Source organism: Caulobacter sp. FV1ye13L (genome assembly GCF_058681155.1).
Window position 1 is genome coordinate 279,378 of the sequence record NZ_CM178732.1, and the last position, 16,848, is coordinate 296,225.

Consider the following 16,848-nt stretch of genomic DNA (forward strand, 5'->3'; position numbering starts at 1 on the left):
CGCCACAAGCTCTGAGCCTGTTGCAGTCCCGGGTCTTCGCTACGCTACGCCCGGGATGACAAGCATAAGGTTGGGGACGAGAAACACATGAATTTGCCACCGCATACCACCCTCCCCCAGACCCCCCTCCTCGTCGTCGACCGCGCCGCGCTCCTGCGCAACCTCGACCGCATGCAGACGCTCTGCACCGCCGCAGGCGTCCGGCTGCGGGCCCATGGCAAGACCCACAAGTGCTCGACCCTGGGCCGGCTGATCATCGAGCGCGGCGCGGTGGGCCTGTGCGCCCAGACGGTCGGCGAGGCCGAGGCCTTCGTGGCCGGCGGCATCACCGACGTGCTGGTCACCGCTGCCCCGCCGCCCTGGGCCGCGCCGCGCCTGGCGGCTCTGGCCAAAGGCGGCGCCACCATCGGCGTCACCGCCGATGACGAGGGCCAGATCGACCGATTGTCCGACGCCGCCGTCGCGGCCAGGACGATCCTGAACCTGGTGGTGGACCTCGACCTGGGCACCCACCGCACCGGCGCCTATCCGCATGACGCCCTGAAACTGGCCCGCGCCGCCGACGCCGCGCCGGGCCTGCGCTTTGCCGGCCTTCAGGCCTATCTGGGCCATCTGCAGCATATGGATGACGGCGACCTGCGCCGCTCAGCTGACGAGGCCGCCTTTGCGACGCTGAAGGCCCTGGTCGCCGAGCTGACCGCCGCCGGCCTGCCCCCGCCCGTGGTCACCGGCGGCGGCACAGGCACCCACGCCTTCGACCTGGCCTCGGGCGTGTTCACCGAACTGCAGGCCGGCTCCTATGCCGTGATGGATGTCGAATATGACGACTGCGGCGCGCCCGGCGGCGGCGACTGGCCGTTCGAGCCGTCGCTCTACATCGCGTCCAGCGTGGTCTCGACCCGCCACAAGAGCCATGTCGTGGTCGACGCCGGCTTCAAGGCCGTATCGATGGACGGCCCGCCCGCCCGCGTCATCGCCGGCGCCGCGCCCGGCTCGCTGTGGCGGCCGATGGGCGACGAGCACGGCCTGATCGCCCATCCCGCCATGATCGACGTGCTGAAGGCCGCCGGCCGCGATCCGCTGGGCTTCGCCGGGGCGGTGACCGCCGCCGACGCCGATCCAGCCCGCGCCTTCCCGGCCGACGCCCCCAAGGTCGGCGACATCGTCTGGCTGCAGCCGGGCCACTGCGATCCGACCATCAACCTCTATGACGCCCTGCACGTCTGGGACGGCGAGGCGCTGGAGCGGTGGGCGGTGGATGGACGGCGGGTGAGTTCGATCTAGTGTTCCGCGAGCCCCACAACGGTGTCATCCCGGACGAGCGCGCAGCGCGAAGATCCGGGACCGACGCCTGAACTCAGCGCTTCCGGCGGTCCCGGATCGGCGCCCGGCTTCGCCAGGCTTGTCCGGGATGACAGGCTTTCAGGGCCTGTGCGATGGCCCTGGGGTCGCCGGGGAAAGCGGATTTAGAGGCCGATCCCCGTCCAGGAAACGAACCGGCTTCCCCTCGCCCAAGACCCCGGATACGGTCCGCGCCAACGACAAGATTTGCTCCAAAGAGTGACAACGATGAAACGCCTGCTGCTCGCCACCGCCCTGATCGCCGCGCCCATGCTGGCGCACGCCTCCGACGCGCCGAAGATCGACCCCGTCAACCTCGCCGCCCACATCAAGACCCTGTCGTCCGACGCCTTCGAGGGCCGCGGCCCCGCCACGGCCGGCGAGACCAAGACCGTCGCCTATATTGTCGAGCAGATGCAGGCCGCAGGCCTGGAGCCCGGCGGCGACCTGAAGGACGGCAAGCGCGCCTGGACCCAGGACGTGCCGCTGGGCATGTTCGAGATCAAGGGCCCGGTCAGCGCCCACATGATGGTCGGCGACAGCCACATCACCCTGAACCAGGGCGAGCAGATCGCCATCCGCGCGGCCATGACCAATGTCGACAAGGTGTCGATCCAGAACGCCCCGATCGTCTTCGCCGGCTATGGCGTCAAGGCCCCGGAGCGCAACTGGGACGACTTCAAGGGCCTGGACGTCAAGGGCAAGATCGTCGTCGTGCTGATCAACGACCCGGACTTCGAAACCGGTTCCGGTGACTTTGGCGGCAAGGCCATGACCTATTATGGCCGCTGGACCTACAAGTTCGAGGAAGCCGCCCGCCTGGGCGCCGCCGGCCTGCTGATCGTGCACGAGACGGCCCCGGCCTCTTATGGCTGGGCCACCGTCAAGAACTCCAACACCAACACGATGTTCGACATCGTCCGCAAGGAGCCGAGCAAGCAGCATCCGGCCCTGGAAGGCTGGATCCAGCGCGACACCGCCGTCGAGCTGTTCAAGGCCGCGGGCCTGGATTTCGACGCCGCGAAGAAGGCGGCCCAGAGCCGCGACTTCAAGCCGGTGGAACTGAAGGGCGCGACCTTCTCGGCCAATTACGCGGTCGAGCCCAAGGTGATCGTGTCCAAGAACGTGGTCGGCAAGCTGACCGGCGCCAAGCGCCCCGACGAGACCGTGTTCTTCACCGGCCACTGGGACCACCTTGGCGTGGGCCTGGCCGACGCCAAGGGCGATACGATCTATAACGGCGCCGTCGACAACGCGACCGGCATCGCCGCCATGCTGGAAATGGGCCGGGTGCTGGCCAAGGCCCCGCGCGCCGACCGCACCCTGGTGTTCCTGGCCGTGACCGCCGAGGAAAAGGGCCTGCTGGGCTCGGAATACTACGCCGCCAACCCGCTGTATCCGCTGGCCAAGACCGTGGGCGTGCTCAACACCGACGCCCTGGACCCCGCCGGCCCGGCCAAGGACTTCACGATCTCGGGCAGCGCCAAGCTGGGCCTGCTGGACGACCTGATCGCCCACGGCAAGAAGGTGAACCGCACCTACACGCCCGACCCGGCCACGGAAGCCGGCTACTTCTACCGCTCGGACCACTTCCCCTTCGCCAAGCGCGGCGTGCCGGCCATCTCGTTCGGCTCGGGCGAGGATCTGGTCGAGGGCGGCGTGGCGGCCGGCAAGGCCTTCGCCGACGCCTATCGCATCAACGCCTATCACCAGCCGGCCGACGAGTGGAACGACAGCTGGCGGCTGGACGGCATGACCGCCGACATCAGCCTGATCCAGGGCCTGGGGGCGGACCTCGCCAACTCCACCCGCTGGCCCGAATGGGGCGAGGGCTCGGAGTTCAAGGGCACGCGCGACGCGACGAAGGCTGAGCGCAAGTAAGCCGCACCTCTATCTTGTCATCCCGGAAGCCCCGCAGAGGCTATCCGGGACCCAGGGGCAACCGCAATGCAGCGGCCCCTGGGTCCCGGCTCTCCCCCCGGCCGTCGCCGGGGTGCGGCCGGGATGACAAACATGTTTTGAACCGGATAACGCCCACCGCCACGCGGAAGAGCGGGATGCCCCCATGACAGCCTCGGTCTTCGACCTCTTCAAACTCGGCGTGGGTCCGTCGAGCAGCCACACCATGGGCCCGATGACGGCGGCGGTGCTGTTCGTCGGCCGCCTGCGCGACAATGGCCAGCTGCCCGGCGTTGCCCGGGTCGAGATCCGCCTCTACGCCTCCCTGGCCCTGACCGGGCGCGGCCACGCCACCGACCGGGCGGTGATGCTGGGCCTGATGGGCTTTGTCCCGGCCGATCTCGATCCCGACGCCGGCGAGGCGGCCCTGCTGGAGACCCGCGCCACCCAGTCGCTGAAGCTGGGCGGCCAGATCGACATCGCCTTCGACGAGGCCCGCGACATCGTCTGGCTGGGCCACGAACGCCTGCCCCAGCATCCCAACGGGCTGACCTTCGTCGCCTATGACAGGGCCGGCGTCGTGCTGGCCGAACGCACCTGGTTCTCGATCGGCGGCGGCTTCGTGCGCGACGAGTTCGAGATGGGCAGCAATGCGCCGCCCGAGGCCGGCCCTGAAATCCCCCACCCCTTCGAAAGCGGCGCCGACCTGCTGCAACGGGCTGCCGATGCGGGCCTGTCGATCGCCGGGGTCATGGGCGCCAACGAGCTGGCCCGGATGTCGCTGGACGACATGAACGCCGGCATCGACCGCATCTTCGCGGCCATGGAGGCCTGTATCGACCGGGGCATGCGCCAGGACGGCGTCCTGCCCGGCGGCCTCGACGTCAAGCGCCGGGCCCGCCAGATCCACCAGACCATCCAGGGCCGCATGGAGCGCCAGATCAGCGACCCGCTGGCGGCCATGGATTTCGTCAACCTGTGGGCCATGGCGGTCAATGAGGAGAACGCCGCCGGCGGCCGGGTGGTCACCGCCCCGACCAATGGCGCGGCGGGGCTGGTGCCGGCCGTGCTGCGGTTCTTCGTGCGGTTCTACAACGGCACGCCGGAGCAGATCCGGGTGTTCCTGCTGACCGCCGCCGCCATCGGCGCGCTCTACAAGCGCAACGCCTCGATCAGCGGCGCCGAGGTGGGCTGCCAGGGCGAGGTGGGCGTGGCCTGCTCGATGGCCGCCGCCGGGCTCGCTGCGGCCTTGGGCGGCACCAACGCCCAGATCGAGAACGCAGCCGAGATCGGCATGGAGCACAATCTGGGCCTGACCTGCGATCCCATCGGCGGGCTGGTGCAGATCCCCTGCATCGAGCGCAACGCCATGGGCGCGATCAAGGCCATCGACGCCGCCCGCCTGGCCCTGCTGGGCGACGGCCAGCACTCGGTCAGCCTCGACAAGGTGATCGCCACGATGAAGCGCACCGGCGAGGACATGAACGAGATCTACAAGGAAACCTCGATGGGCGGGCTGGCCGTGGGGCTGTCGGTCAACCGGGTGGAGTGCTGATCACCGCCGAGGTGCGCCTGACACAACCGCGCGTTATCCCAGACACGCGCCAACCAGGACCCCACGCCATGAACATCGTCATCTTCGAAGCCGAAGACTGGGAACGCGCCGCCGTCGACGGCCTGAGCCGCGACCACGCCGTGACCTGTGTGGCGGAGGTCGCCGGCCCCGGCTTCGCCGAGGCCGAGGTCGTCTCGACCTTCATCGACTCGCGCCTGGACGCAGCGGCCCTGGCGGCCTTCCCCAAGCTGCGCCTGATCGCCACCCGATCGACCGGCTATGACCATGTCGACCTGGACTATTGCCGCGAGCACGGGATCACCGTGTGCAACGTCCCCGACTATGGCGACCCCACCGTGGGCGAGCACGCCTTCGCCCTGCTGCTGGCCCTGGCCCGCAAGCTTCCCCAGGCCGTCGAGCGCACCCGGCGCGGCGACTTCTCGCAGGGCGGCCTGCGGGGCTTTGACCTGGGCGGCAAGACTCTGGGCGTGGTCGGAACGGGCCAGATCGGCCGGCGGGTGATCAAGATCGCCAGGGGCTTCGACATGGACGTCATCGCCTTCGACATGCGGCCCGATCTGGCGGCGGCCAAGGCCCTGGGCTTCACCTATGTCCCGCTCGAGACCCTGATCGCCGCCTGCGATGTGCTGACCCTGCACATCCCCGGCGGCCCGGCCACCGAAGGCCTGATCGGCGCAGCCCAGTTTGCGGCGATGAAGCCCTCGGCCATATTGGTCAACACCGCGCGGGGCGGGGTGGTCGACGCCGAGGCCCTGCTCAACGCCCTCCAGACCGGTCAGATCGCCGGGGCGGCCCTGGACGTGCTTAGCCAGGAGCCCTGGCTGCGCGACGAGGCCCAGATCTTCCGCTCATCGACTCCGCCCGCCGTCGAGGGTCTGCGGGCCCTTGTGGCCAGCCACGCCCTGCTGAAACTGCCCAATGTGATCGTCACGCCGCACGTGGCCTATGACACCCAGGAGGCGGTGGAACGGATCATGGCCGTGACCGTGGGCAATATCGAAGCCTTCACGGCCGGAGCGCCGCGCAACGTGGTGAGCGGCTGACACCCCTTGCCGACCCCCTCGCGCCTCGCTTAGGGTGCGCGGCGGAACAGGAAGGGAACAGACATGTCGGCAGGCGTCATTCGAACCGGCATCGGCGGCTGGACCTTCGAGCCCTGGCGCGGCGTGTTCTATCCCGACACGGTCAAGCAGAAGGACGAGCTGAAATATGCTGCGTCCAACCTGACCAGCATCGAGATCAACGGCACCTACTATTCCACCTTCAAGCCCAACAGCTGGATGAAGTGGCGCGACGAGACGCCCGACGACTTCGTGTTTTCGGTCAAGGCCAGCCGCTACTGCACCAATCGCCGCGTGCTGTCGGAGAACAACGACTCGCTGGAGAAATTCCTGACCCAGGGGTTGGAGGAGCTTGGTCCCAAACTGGGCCCCATCAACTGGCAGTTCATGGCCACCAAGAAGTTCGACCCCGTCGACTTCGAGGGCTTCCTGAAACTGCTGCCCCGCGAGATCGGCGGCCGCCCCGCGCGCCATGCGCTTGAGGTGCGCAGCCCCACCTTCCAGACCCAGGCCTTCTATGACCTGGCCGCAAAGTACGGCGCGGCCATCGTCTATGCCGTCGACGACGAGTCGCCCGACTGGCCCCGGATCGACGAGCCGACCGCCGACTTCACCTATGCCCGCCTGATGTGCAGCCGCGAGGACGAGCCCACCGGCATGACGTCCGAGGAACTGGACGGCGTGGTCGCCCAGACGCGCAACTGGGCCAAACGCGGCGACGTGTTCGCCTATTTCATCTCCGGGGCCAAGCTGCGCAATCCGGCGGCGGCGATGGCGCTGATCGAGAAGCTGAAAGGCTGACCCTTCTCCCCTTGCGGGAGAAGGTGTCGGCGCAGCCGACGGATGAGGGGTCGAAAGCCCTGTCGGAAGGGCCCGCGAGACCCCTCACCCGACCCGCTGCGCGGGCCACCCTCTCCCGCAAGGGGAGGGGCAAACATGGTTAGCCAAACCTTAACCGCCGGGCCCTAGGCTCTGGCCATGCGCCGCATCCTCGCCCTGCTGCTTGTGTCTCTCGCCCTGGCCTCGCCGGCCGGCGCCGACCAGAAGCCCGCGCCGAAAAAGGCCCCGCCGCCCGCCGTGGCCGTAGTCCCGCAGACCGCCCTGCAGCCTCTGATCCCGCTGGCCTCCAGCCGCCCGGGCGGCGACCCCGGCCAGTGCCGCGCCGCCTGCGCGCGGAGCTACTATTTCTGCAAGGCCGGCGACGACGACATCTGTCCCAGCCAGTGGGCTCAGTGCAACGCGCGCTGCACGGCGACGTACAGGCGGTCGGGGACCTAAGCTAGGCGCGGCCGTGGGGCCCAGGGGAAATGCCTGCCGCCGGTTCAAAGACCGCCCAGGGCTGTCAGCGCATCGCGGCGATCGGCATACCTGCCGCCCAGGAATCCGGTTCCCAGAAACGCCCGGAGAATTTCCAGCGCCTCGTCGTGCGACGTCGAATCCGCGCCGAGCACCAGGACATTGGCGTCATTGTGCTCCCGCGTGGTCCTGGCCATCTCGACGCTGCCGCACAGCGCCGCGCGCAGGTGCTGATAGCGATTGGCGGCCATGGCCATCGCCTGACCCGACCCGCAGATCAGAACGCCAAATCTGGCGGAACCTGACTGGAATTCCGCCGCCAGCGCCTTGGCGTAGTCCAGCGCGTCGCAACGCTCCGGACCGTGCGCGCCAACGTCTTTGGGCGCGTAGCCATATTGCTCCAGCCAGTCGGCCAGATGCGTCTTCAGGGCGTATCCGCGGTGATCCGCGCCAAGGAGAACAACGGCCTTGCTCATACCGCACCCCAACCTAGCCGGCCGAAGATCGCCTACAGGCCGAACTTGCGAAAGCCCCGCCCGCTATTCGTCCAGACAGACCCGGGCGATCTCGGCCCGCAGTTCCGGCATGCCCAGGCCCTTTTCCGACGAGGTAGCCAGAACGCGCGGGAAGGCGGCGGGACGCTTGGCGATGGCCTTCACGGTCTCGGCGGTGACCTTCTCGACCTCGTGCGGCTTGATCTTGTCGGACTTGGTCAGGATGATCTGATAGGAGACCGCCGCCGTATCCAGGGCGTCGAGGGCCTCCTGGTCGACCTTCTTGAGCCCATGGCGGGCGTCGATCAGCAGATACACGCGGCGCAGGGTGGCCCGGCCGCGCAGATAGGCCCGGCCCAGGTCCTGGAACTTGCTGACCGTGGTCTTCGAGGCGCGCGCGAAACCATAGCCCGGCAGGTCGACCAGGCGCAGCTTCTCGGCCAGCAGGAAGAAGTTGATCTCCCGCGTGCGGCCCGGCTCGTTGGAGGCGCGGGCCAGGTACTTCTGGCCGACCAGACCGTTGATCAGGCTGGACTTGCCGACATTGGAGCGGCCGGCGAAGCACACTTCCGGCGCGATCGGATGGGGCAGGCCGTCCATGTTGACGGCCCCCATCATGAAGGCCACCGGCTGGGCGAACAGCACGCGCGCCGCCTCGATCTCTTCCTCGGTGAAGACGGGACCGGGCGCGGGCGCGAAGTTGGGTTCGGTCATCAGGTCGCCACGGTGGGTTTGCCCTGGAAGCGGGCGATGATCTGGTCGATCGGGTTCTCGACCTTGTAGCGGCGCATGATGATGTACTGCTGGAAGATGGTCAGGACGTTGGACCAGCACCAGTAGATCACCAGACCCACGGCGAAGCCCGACAGGGTGAAGGTGAAGATCACCGGGAACCACTGGAAGATCTTCTGCTGGATCGGGTCGGCGGCCGGCGGGTTCATGGCCGTGGTCAGCCACATGGTCACGCCATACAGCAGCGGCCAGATGCCCAGGTGGGCGATCATGGCGCCGACCAGCGGCAGGGCGCCCGGATCATAGGGGATCAGGCCAAACAGGTTGAACAGGCTGGTGGGCTCGGGCGCCGACAGATCGCGGATCCAGCCGAAGAACGGCGCATGCCGCATCTCGATGGTCACCGTCAGCACCTTGTACAGCGAGTAGAACACCGGGATCTGGATCAGCATGGGCAGGCAGCCCATCATCGGATTGATCTTCTCCTTGCCATACAGCGCCATCATTTCCTGCTGCTGCTTGGTCGGATCGTCCTTGAACTTGGCCTTCAGCTTTTCGACCTCGGGGGCGATCTTCTTCATCTTGGCCATCGACTCGTAGCTCTTGTCCGCCAGCGGATAGAGCACGAGCTTGAGGGCCACGGTCAGCAGCAGGATGGCGCCGCCGAAATTGCCGACCCACTTGTAGAACATCTCCATGATGTTGAAGATCGGGCGGGTGAAGAAGCTGAACATGCCCCAGTCGACGGCGTCGTCGAAGCGCGGCACCTGGGCCTTCTTGCCGTCCCAGAACTTCCACCAGGCCGGGGGCTCGCCGCCGAACTCGTACTGACGCAGCAGCGGCACGGTCTTGGCGCCGGCGAACAGGCGGGTGTTCTGGGTCAGGGTCTGGCCGGGGGCCAGGCTCTTGGCGGGGCCCACGAAATTGACGTCATAGATGTCGACGGCGCCGGCCTGGGTGACGCGGTACTGGGCGGTGACGTCCTGCGACTGATCCGGGATCAGGGCGGTCAGCCAGTACTTGTCGGTGATGCCGGCCCAGCCGCCCTTGGACGGGAAGGCTTCGAGCGGCTTGTCCTTCTTCCACTTGCCGTACTTGGATTGCTTCAGCTCGTGGCTCTTGCCGCCCTCGACGCCGAACACGCCGATGGCGCCTTCGTGGACGATCTGATTCTTGCCCAGGTCGGCCGGGATGCCCTGGCGCTGCACCGTGGCGTAGGGGGCCAGGGACAGGGTCTGGGCGCCCTGGTTGCGGACGCTGTCGGCGACGGTGAACATCGCGTCGGCGTCGACCGAGAGGGTGCGGGTGAAGACCAGGCCCTGGCCGTTGTCATAGGTCATGACGACCGGCGAGGTCGGGGTCAGGGTCTGGCCCGGCGCGGTGGTCCACACGGTGCGGCTGTCGGGCAGGCCCGGCAGGTTGGCGCCGGCCCAGCCGAAATCAGCGAACCAGGCGTGCTCGGCGCCCTCGGGGCGGAACAGTTCGACCGGCGGCGAATCCTTCTTGGCCGTCTGGGCGTAGTTCTTCAGCCACAGGTCATCGATGCGGCCGCCCTTCAGCGAGATCGAACCCGACAGGGCCGGCGTATTGACGGCGACGCGCGGGCTCTGGGCCTTGGCGGCGTCACGCGACAGCTTCAGCGGCGCAGGACGGCCATCGGGGCCGAGCACCACGCCAGGCTGGGTCGCGGCCATCCGGGCCTCGGCGGCCTTCTTGGCCAGCAACTCTGCGTCGGCCTTCTTCTGCTGCGGACCCAGGATGAAGAACTGGTACCCGATCAGGATCGCGAACGCGCTGACGATGAACATCAACGTGTTTTTGTTGTCGTTCTGCATGGATGACTTAACCGGAAACGGAGGGATCGGGCGCGCCTGGGTTAGCAGGTTGAGCGTCAGAAGACGGGTCTTTGGGAAGATCAGCGGATTGAGCCAGCCTGGCCCGAGCCTCCGCGCGATCATGTTCGGCCGCGAGGCTTATCAGCGCGGTTTTCACATCGTCAAGCAAACGCCCCCATTCGCGGGTGCGGGTGCCGCCGCGCGCGATGAATACATAGTCGTACATGGGGCGGCCATGAAGGGGTAACAACAGCCTTGCGGCCTCGCGCAGGCGGCGCTTGGCGCGATTGCGCTCGACCGAGCCGCCGACCTTCTTGGTGGCGGTGAATCCCACACGGATCAGGGGATCATCGTCGAGTCGGGCGCGCATCTGCATGAACACCGCGCCGCGCGACAGGGCGGGCGCCTTGGCGGCTTTCAGGAAATCGGGGCGCTTTTTCAGGCGCTCGATCTTCACCGCATCTGCGGACTGGATCGCGGTCATGAAAAAAGCCGCCCTTTCCGGCGAAAACCTGAGGTCAGGCTCTGGGAAAAGGCGGCTTTTATCATGGTCTGTGCTTCCCGCCGAAGCGGGAGAAAGAACGGGGTGAGCCGTTCTTAGGCCGTCAGGCGCTTACGGCCCTTGGCGCGGCGACGCGCAACGATTTTTTGGCCGTTCTTGGTGGCCATACGTGCGCGGTAGCCGTGACGGCGGGCTCGCACGAGCTTCGACGGCTGGAATGTCCGCTTCACGAGGTGGCTCCGATAATAATGGGACGCAAGGGCCGCAAGGCCTCCGCGAGTGAGGGGCGGTGGATAAGGGAAGGGGCGACGGCTGTCAACCTGAGTCGGCCGCTGAAACTGTCATCCCGGCCAAGCGAAGCGCCGAGCCGGGACCGCGGCGAGCGCCAGCGTTTCCGGCGGTCCCGGCTCTTCGCTACGCTACGGCCGGGATGACAGCTTTCAAGGAACAATCACCGCCTTGCCCACCACCTTGCGCTCGGCCAGCAGATCAAACGCCTCGCGCCAGCGCTCCAGCGGCAACTGTGCATGCACATGCGGCGAGATCACCCCCTCATTGGCCATGCGCCACACCGCCTCGCCGTTCTCGCGGCCCTTGTCCGGAAACTGCCGGCCGTATTCGCCAGCCCGCACGCCCATGACCGAGAAACCCTTGATCAGCGGCATATTGACCGAGACCGTCGGGATCCGCCCCGAGGTGAAACCGATCACCAGCAGCCGGCCGTCAAAGGCGATGCAGCGCACGCTCTCGTCGAACACGTCGCCGCCCACGGGGTCATAGATGATGTCGGCCCCGCGTCCGCCGGTGATGGCTTTCACCTGATCGCGAAAGCCGCCGGAGACGTTGACGACAGCGTCAGGCGCATACAGCGCCTGGATGGCCGCCAGCTTGTCGTCAGAGGCCGAGGCCGCGATCACCCGCGCGCCCAGGGCCTTGGCCAGGTCGACCGCCGCCAGCCCCACCCCGCCGGCCGCGCCATGGACCAGCACCCAGTCGCCCGGCTCGATCCGCGCCCGGCGCACCAGGGCGACATAGGCGGTCAGATAGGCCGCGCCATAGGCCGCGGCCTGGGCGAACGACAACCGCTCGGGCTTGGGCTTCAGCGCCTCGGCCGAGACCACGGCATATTGCGCGAAGGCCCCCAGCCGCGCGCCGCCGACCACCGCATCGCCTACGGAAAAGCCCGAGACCCCCTGCCCCAGCGCCGCGACCTCGCCGGCCAGGTCCAGACCCGGGGTGAAGGGCGTGGGCGGCTTGAACTGGTATTCGCCGCGGGTCATCAGCAGGTCGGGGAAGTTGACGCTGGCGGCCTTGACCTCGACCAGCACCTCGCCGGGACCGGGCGTCGGCGTGGCGACCTCGCGGACCGCGCAGCCGGCGTAGTCGGGGGCCAGGCTCCCGACGACCAGGGCGCGCATGGTGGGCGGGATGGTGGTCATCAGGCGGTTTCCCCCTTCTCTTTCCTCGTCATCCCGGGACGTGTTCCCGGGACCCATGGTTCAGCGTCATCGTAAGAGCGTCTTCTGGCACTGCCCATGCGGCGAAAAAATGGGTCCCGGGAACAAGTCCCGGGATGACGGGGGTTTTGGTTTCTGACCCACACCCCGGCGAGGTGTGGGGTCTATCCAGAAAAAGTCCGGACTATCCGGTCTCCGCCCGTCCTATTTATCGGGTCCCGCCACGAAGGCCTCGCGCACCAGTCGCGCCACCTCGCGGCAGGCCGCGTCGGCCGCCGGCACCGCCCCGGTAAAGGCCGTAAAGCCATGGGCCAGGCTGTCATAGCAGCGATAGGTCACCGGCACGCCGGCGGCCTGCAGGCGCTTGGCATAGGCCTCGCCCTGGTCGACCAAGGGGTCGAAGCCGGCGGTGATCACCACGGCCGGCGCCAGGCCCGCGAGATCGGCCGCCTTGTTGGGCGACAGGCGTGGGTCGGCCGGATCGGCGTCGGGGCCCATATAGTGACCCATGAACCAGTCCATGATCGGCCGGCTCAGCGGATAGGCGTCGGCATAGGTAGTCATCGAGGCCGTCTCGCTGGCCACGTCGACGGCGGGATAGATCAGCAGCTGCAGGGCCGGCTGGGCCTCGCCCGTGCGCTGCATCTCCTGGGCGATGATGGCGGCGAAGTTGCCGCCCATAGAGTCGCCGCCGATGGCCGCCGTGCCCGGCCGCGCGCCAAAGCGGGCGGCGTTGTCGCGGCCCCAGCGATAGGCGGCCAGCACGTCGTCCAGACCGGCCGGGAAGCGGTGATCGGGCGCCAGGCGATAGTCGACCGACAGCACGGCGGTCTTGGCGATGCGAGCCAGGATGCCGCAGAAGGCGTGGCAGGTTTCCAGATCGCCGATCACCCCGCCGCCGAAATGGGCGAAGACGATCAGGGGGGCGTCCGCGTCCTGCTCGGCCGGGCGATAGGCGCGCAGCGGCAAGGGCCCACCCGGCCCTTCAATCGACAGGCTTTCCGTCCGCACGCCGGGCTCCGGCGGTCCCGACACCGCGCCCAGGCCCTTGGCGCTGGCCTCGCGCGCCACGTCGGGCGGCAGGGTCGTCATCGACGGCATCTTCTGGGCGGTGTGGGCGAAGAACTGGAAGCGCGGGTCCAGGGTTCGGCCGCCGCGATAGACCACCCCGCCCCCGGACATGGCCCGCAGAATCGGGCTGGGCAGGGACAGGATGGTCTTCAGAATGAACTTCTGGACGGCGGCGTCAGCCATGCGAGCTCCGGGTAAGGGACTAGAGTTTGGGAAGGGCGGGAAGGCCGCCGAGGATCAGTTTGACGGCAAAGTCAGCGGCGCCGGCCGTATCGACCGGACGGCGCTCCAGCATCTTGTCGCTGACCTCGCGCGCCACGGCGATGCAGGCGGCGGTCAGATAGTCCAGGTCGACGGCCGGAGCGTGCTCAAGCTCCAGCACCTTGGCGAAGCCTTCGCGCACCTGGTCGAACACCGCCACGATCTCGGGCGTGGCCCGAGCTTGGGGGATCGGTTCGCCCGCGGGCCGATTCAGGCGCCAGGTCTCCTGCTCGGTGGCGACGAAGACGAAATACGCGGTGATCGCACCGCGCAGGAACGACTCGAAATCGACGGCCTTCTCGACCTCGACCCGCAGCAGCGGCCGAAAGCGCCGCGCGCCGTCGTCGGCCAGGGCGTCGAACACTTCTTCCTTGGACTTGTAGTAGTTGTAGAAAGTGCCCGAGGCCAAACCCGTGCGGCGGATAATGTCGCGCACCGTGGCGGCGTCATAACCCAGCTCGCCGAACACTTCCCGCGCCGCATCAAGGATGGCCTGGCGATTGGCGACCTTGGTGCGTTCGCGCTTGCCGGGCCGATCGTCCACAACCGGGGCCTTGGGGAAATAGGCGATATTCGACATCAAACGCGACTCAGGAACGAGGCGATCGTGACGCCCCGTCATGATTTGAGCCTCATTCCGCCGCATGGGGCAAGACTTTCGCCGCGCGCGGACGATCGGCATGCTGTTCCTTCCCTGGCGTCGTCACGTCATGCGCAGACTGATCACCGTTCAGGGATGATGCGTCTGGCGGGCCGGAGGTCAATGCTGCCGCTGCGAAAGGCAAGCCGCCCGACTCAGAACCCCTTGATCGGCTGCTCCAGCTCATAGACCGCGTCGGTGACGCTCTCGATCTTCTTGGCGAACAGCGCCTGGGCGTCGTGGAGGCCCTGGTTATAATAGTACGGCCCCAACCGCTCGGTGATGAAGTCGAGCAGGAACTGGGCGTCGAAGCCCTTCACCTCCAGATCCAGCTCGTCCCTCAGATAGCGCGACAGGCCGTCGGTCAGCTTGGCGCGGGTGTCCTTGTCGAGGTCGATCTTGGGCATTTTCGGGGTTCCAGCTCTACTTCCCCTATCCCTTACCTTGTCATCCCGGCCGCAGCGAAGCGGAGAGCCGGGACCCAGGGGCAACCGCACTGCGCCGGCCCCTGGGTCCCGGGTCGGCTACGCCGCCCGGGATGACAGGTTTGGTCAGGCGACGACGGCCTGAACGGAAGCCGTCTCAGCCCGCGCCGCCACCGGCAGCCGGTTGCCTGCCGCCCGCGCCCGCTTCTCGCCCTTTGCGATCTCCTTCTTCAGGTCCGCGCAATAGACGTTGAAATCCACCTGAATCGTGTGCCGCGCCGAGGCGTAGAACTGGCCCAGATGGCGCTCTTCGTCCCTGGCGGTGATCCTGACCATCTCGTCGGCCGACGGCGGCGCATAGGTCCCCGCCAGATAGCCCGCCGCCAGCTTGGCCTGCTGCTCGGCGAAATTGACCAGGGTGGGCAGGGGCTGGGCCAGGCCCATGAAGAACAGGTTGGGGACATCCGGCTTCATCATCCGCTTGAACAGCGGAAAGCGGTGATCCGGGCCCGGGACCAGGTCCGGATCGTCGAAGAACGGGAAGCTGATCTTGTAGCCGGTGGCGAAGACGATGGCGTCGACCTGTTCCACGCTGCCGTCGGCGAACCGCACATTGGGCCCCTCCAGCGCCGCGATGGCCGGCTTGAACTTGATGTCGCCGCAGCCGGCCCGGGTGAGGAACTCGCCCGAGACCGACGGGTGGGCCTCCAGCGGCTCGTGATCGGGCTTGGGCAGGCCGTAGTCTTCCATCCGGCCGATGGACTTTTTCAGCACCTTGCGGGTCAGGGCCAGGCCCAGCTTGCGCGGCATCCAGGCCGGCAGGGCGGACTTGTCGGCCGGCTTGCCGTTCAGATATTTCGGAAACACCCAGACCCCGCGCCGGGCCGAGACCCAAAGGTTCTTGGCGATCGGGCGTTGCGACAGCTCGCTGGCGATATCCATGGCCGAATTGCCCATGCCCACCACCACGACGTTCTTGCCGCGCATGTCGACGGGGTCGAACGGGTCGCTATAGGCGTGGGCGTGGAAGGCGGGGCCGTCGAACTCGCCGGGATAGTCGGGAATGCGCGGGTCCCAGTGGTGGCCGTTGCAGACGAACAGCACGTCGTAGAGTCGCGTCTCGCCGCTTGCCAGCGTCACCGCCCACAGGCCGTCGTCGGTGCGGCGGGCGGTCTCCACCTTCGTGTTGAAGGTGATGGTCTCGCGCAGGCCGAAATGGGCGACATAGTCCTTGAAGTACTGCAGCAGCTGGGCGTGATGCGGAAAGTCGGGCCATTCTGCCGGGACCGGGAAATCCTCGAAGGCCAGGCGCCACTTGGAGGTGTCGATGTGCAGGCTCTCGTAGCAGGCCGACAGTCCGTTGGGGTTCTTGAAGTACCAGTTGCCGCCGATGTCGTCGGACATCTCGAAGCAGTCATAGGGAACGCCCACGTCCTTGAGCCGCTTTGCCGTGGTGAAGCCGCTGCAGCCCGCGCCGATGATGCACGCCTTGGGAAGCTTGCCCGTCATGTCCCGCCCCTGACTTATCGTTGTTCAGTAAAGCGTATCAGCGTTATTCCGGCCGTCAAACGGCTCCCCTGCGTCAAGGACGCTCCACAGCCGCGTGCGGTGGGATTAATCCTCCGCTAGGGTCTGGCGTTCGACACCCACGATCCCATTTGCCCCGACTCGATGCGCATACGAAGGCCAAGACCATGCACCGCCACGAACTGAAGACCTGGCCGCAGTATTTCGCCGCTGTCCGCTCGGGCAAGAAGCGCTTCGAGATCCGCCGCAATGACCGCGACTTCTCGGTCGGCGACATCCTGGTGCTGCGCGAATTCGATCCGGAAAGTGAAGTTTATACCGGCCAGACCGAAGAGCGTCAGATTACATTTGTACTTTCGGAAGAGGACTACGGCGTCATCCACGGCTTCGTGGCGCTGGGCTTTGGCGAGGTCATGCCCCATGCCGACGCCTCGCCCGAGGGCCGGCTGACCGCCGACCAGCTGGCGACCTGGCACGAGACCCAGGCCTCCAACGCCACCCTGCGCGCCCAGGACGCACGCCGGGTCTCGGCCAGCTACGCCGCGCCCACGACCGGCCGGGCGGCCATGAGCGTCGCGGCTGACCGCCACGCGGGCGTCGCCGCCGCCGCCGAGGCCGAGGCCGGCTTCCACGCCGCCGCCGCCCTGATCGTGCGCAAGGCTTAGGGCCACGAAAAAGCCGCCGCCCGCATGAGCGGACGGCGGCTTTTCGAAACCAGAAGGCTGGAAGCG

16 protein-coding genes and 2 pseudogenes are annotated in these 16,848 nt (G+C 67.5%); 8 read left to right on the forward strand and 10 right to left on the reverse strand.

Going from position 1 to position 16,848, the window contains the following annotated elements; genetic code table 11:
• Positions 1–87: 87 nt before the first annotated feature.
• The 6 genes from ACW176_RS01255 to ACW176_RS01280 all read left to right on the forward strand — a co-directional run bounded on the left by ACW176_RS01255 (position 88) and on the right by ACW176_RS01280 (position 7,155).
• Positions 88–1,284 carry an alanine racemase gene (locus ACW176_RS01255; protein ID WP_492110587.1) on the forward strand — a complete coding sequence of 399 codons (1,197 nt, stop codon included), beginning with the start codon at positions 88–90 and terminating at the stop codon, positions 1,282–1,284.
• 285 nt (positions 1,285–1,569) lie between these two features.
• A complete protein-coding gene (locus ACW176_RS01260; protein WP_492110588.1) occupies positions 1,570–3,222 on the forward strand; it encodes a M28 family metallopeptidase in 1,653 nt (550 codons plus the stop codon).
• 184 nt (positions 3,223–3,406) lie between these two features.
• The gene (locus tag ACW176_RS01265) at positions 3,407–4,795 is read left to right on the forward strand and encodes an L-serine ammonia-lyase (RefSeq protein ID WP_492110589.1); all 1,389 of its coding nucleotides are present in this window, start codon (positions 3,407–3,409) and stop codon (positions 4,793–4,795) included.
• Positions 4,796–4,863: 68 nt separating this feature from the next.
• Positions 4,864–5,859, forward strand: coding sequence for a hydroxyacid dehydrogenase (locus ACW176_RS01270; RefSeq protein ID WP_492110590.1), 996 nt, complete (start codon positions 4,864–4,866; stop codon positions 5,857–5,859).
• Between the two features lie 63 nt (positions 5,860–5,922).
• A complete protein-coding gene (locus ACW176_RS01275; RefSeq protein WP_492110591.1) occupies positions 5,923–6,678 on the forward strand; it encodes a DUF72 domain-containing protein in 756 nt (251 codons plus the stop codon).
• 177 nt (positions 6,679–6,855) lie between these two features.
• Positions 6,856–7,155, forward strand: a complete 300-nt coding sequence (locus tag ACW176_RS01280; protein ID WP_492110592.1) for a hypothetical protein — start codon at positions 6,856–6,858, stop codon at positions 7,153–7,155.
• A 44-nt stretch (positions 7,156–7,199) separates the two neighbouring features.
• On the opposite strand, the gene ACW176_RS01285 is transcribed toward ACW176_RS01280, so the two are convergent.
• The 9 genes and pseudogenes from ACW176_RS01285 to ACW176_RS01325 all read right to left on the reverse strand — a co-directional run bounded on the left by ACW176_RS01285 (position 7,200) and on the right by ACW176_RS01325 (position 14,572).
• The gene (locus ACW176_RS01285; RefSeq protein WP_492110593.1) at positions 7,200–7,649 is read right to left on the reverse strand and encodes an RpiB/LacA/LacB family sugar-phosphate isomerase; all 450 of its coding nucleotides are present in this window, start codon (positions 7,647–7,649) and stop codon (positions 7,200–7,202) included.
• Positions 7,650–7,712: 63 nt separating this feature from the next.
• Positions 7,713–8,381 (reverse strand): ribosome biogenesis GTP-binding protein YihA/YsxC, encoded by a 669-nt coding sequence (gene yihA / locus ACW176_RS01290; RefSeq protein ID WP_419318350.1) that lies wholly within the window; start codon positions 8,379–8,381, stop codon positions 7,713–7,715.
• Positions 8,381–10,234, reverse strand: a complete 1,854-nt coding sequence (gene yidC / locus ACW176_RS01295) for a membrane protein insertase YidC (RefSeq protein WP_492110594.1) — start codon at positions 10,232–10,234, stop codon at positions 8,381–8,383. Before yidC ends, yihA begins: the two co-directional genes overlap by 1 nt.
• 7 nt (positions 10,235–10,241) lie before the next feature.
• Positions 10,242–10,718, reverse strand: coding sequence for a ribonuclease P protein component (gene rnpA / locus ACW176_RS01300; RefSeq protein ID WP_492110595.1), 477 nt, complete (start codon positions 10,716–10,718; stop codon positions 10,242–10,244).
• A 113-nt stretch (positions 10,719–10,831) separates the two neighbouring features.
• Positions 10,832–10,966 carry a 50S ribosomal protein L34 gene (rpmH, locus tag ACW176_RS01305; protein ID WP_012284717.1) on the reverse strand — a complete coding sequence of 45 codons (135 nt, stop codon included), beginning with the start codon at positions 10,964–10,966 and terminating at the stop codon, positions 10,832–10,834.
• 210 nt (positions 10,967–11,176) lie between these two features.
• Positions 11,177–12,175 carry an NADPH:quinone oxidoreductase family protein gene (locus ACW176_RS01310; protein ID WP_492110596.1) on the reverse strand — a complete coding sequence of 333 codons (999 nt, stop codon included), beginning with the start codon at positions 12,173–12,175 and terminating at the stop codon, positions 11,177–11,179.
• Positions 12,176–12,397: 222 nt separating this feature from the next.
• A pseudogene (locus tag ACW176_RS01315) lies at positions 12,398–13,456 on the reverse strand (alpha/beta hydrolase); the annotation flags it as partial.
• Between the two features lie 10 nt (positions 13,457–13,466).
• Positions 13,467–14,105 carry a TetR/AcrR family transcriptional regulator gene (locus ACW176_RS01320; protein ID WP_419318358.1) on the reverse strand — a complete coding sequence of 213 codons (639 nt, stop codon included), beginning with the start codon at positions 14,103–14,105 and terminating at the stop codon, positions 13,467–13,469.
• Between the two features lie 215 nt (positions 14,106–14,320).
• Positions 14,321–14,572: a DUF2164 domain-containing protein gene (locus ACW176_RS01325; protein ID WP_492110597.1), complete on the reverse strand. Its 252-nt coding sequence runs from the start codon at positions 14,570–14,572 to the stop codon at positions 14,321–14,323.
• 38 nt (positions 14,573–14,610) lie between these two features.
• Here ACW176_RS01325 and ACW176_RS01330 point away from each other — a divergent pair.
• Positions 14,611–14,691, forward strand: a pseudogene (locus ACW176_RS01330) (hypothetical protein); the annotation flags it as partial.
• A 25-nt stretch (positions 14,692–14,716) separates the two neighbouring features.
• Here ACW176_RS01330 and ACW176_RS01335 read toward each other — a convergent pair.
• Positions 14,717–16,099 (reverse strand): flavin-containing monooxygenase, encoded by a 1,383-nt coding sequence (locus ACW176_RS01335; RefSeq protein ID WP_492110598.1) that lies wholly within the window; start codon positions 16,097–16,099, stop codon positions 14,717–14,719.
• A gap of 185 nt (positions 16,100–16,284) precedes the next feature.
• On the opposite strand from ACW176_RS01335, the gene ACW176_RS01340 reads away from it, so the two are divergent.
• On the forward strand, positions 16,285–16,782 hold the full coding sequence (locus ACW176_RS01340; protein WP_419318363.1) for an ASCH/PUA domain-containing protein: 498 nt from the start codon (positions 16,285–16,287) through the stop codon (positions 16,780–16,782).
• The last annotated feature ends 66 nt before the right edge of the window (positions 16,783–16,848 follow it).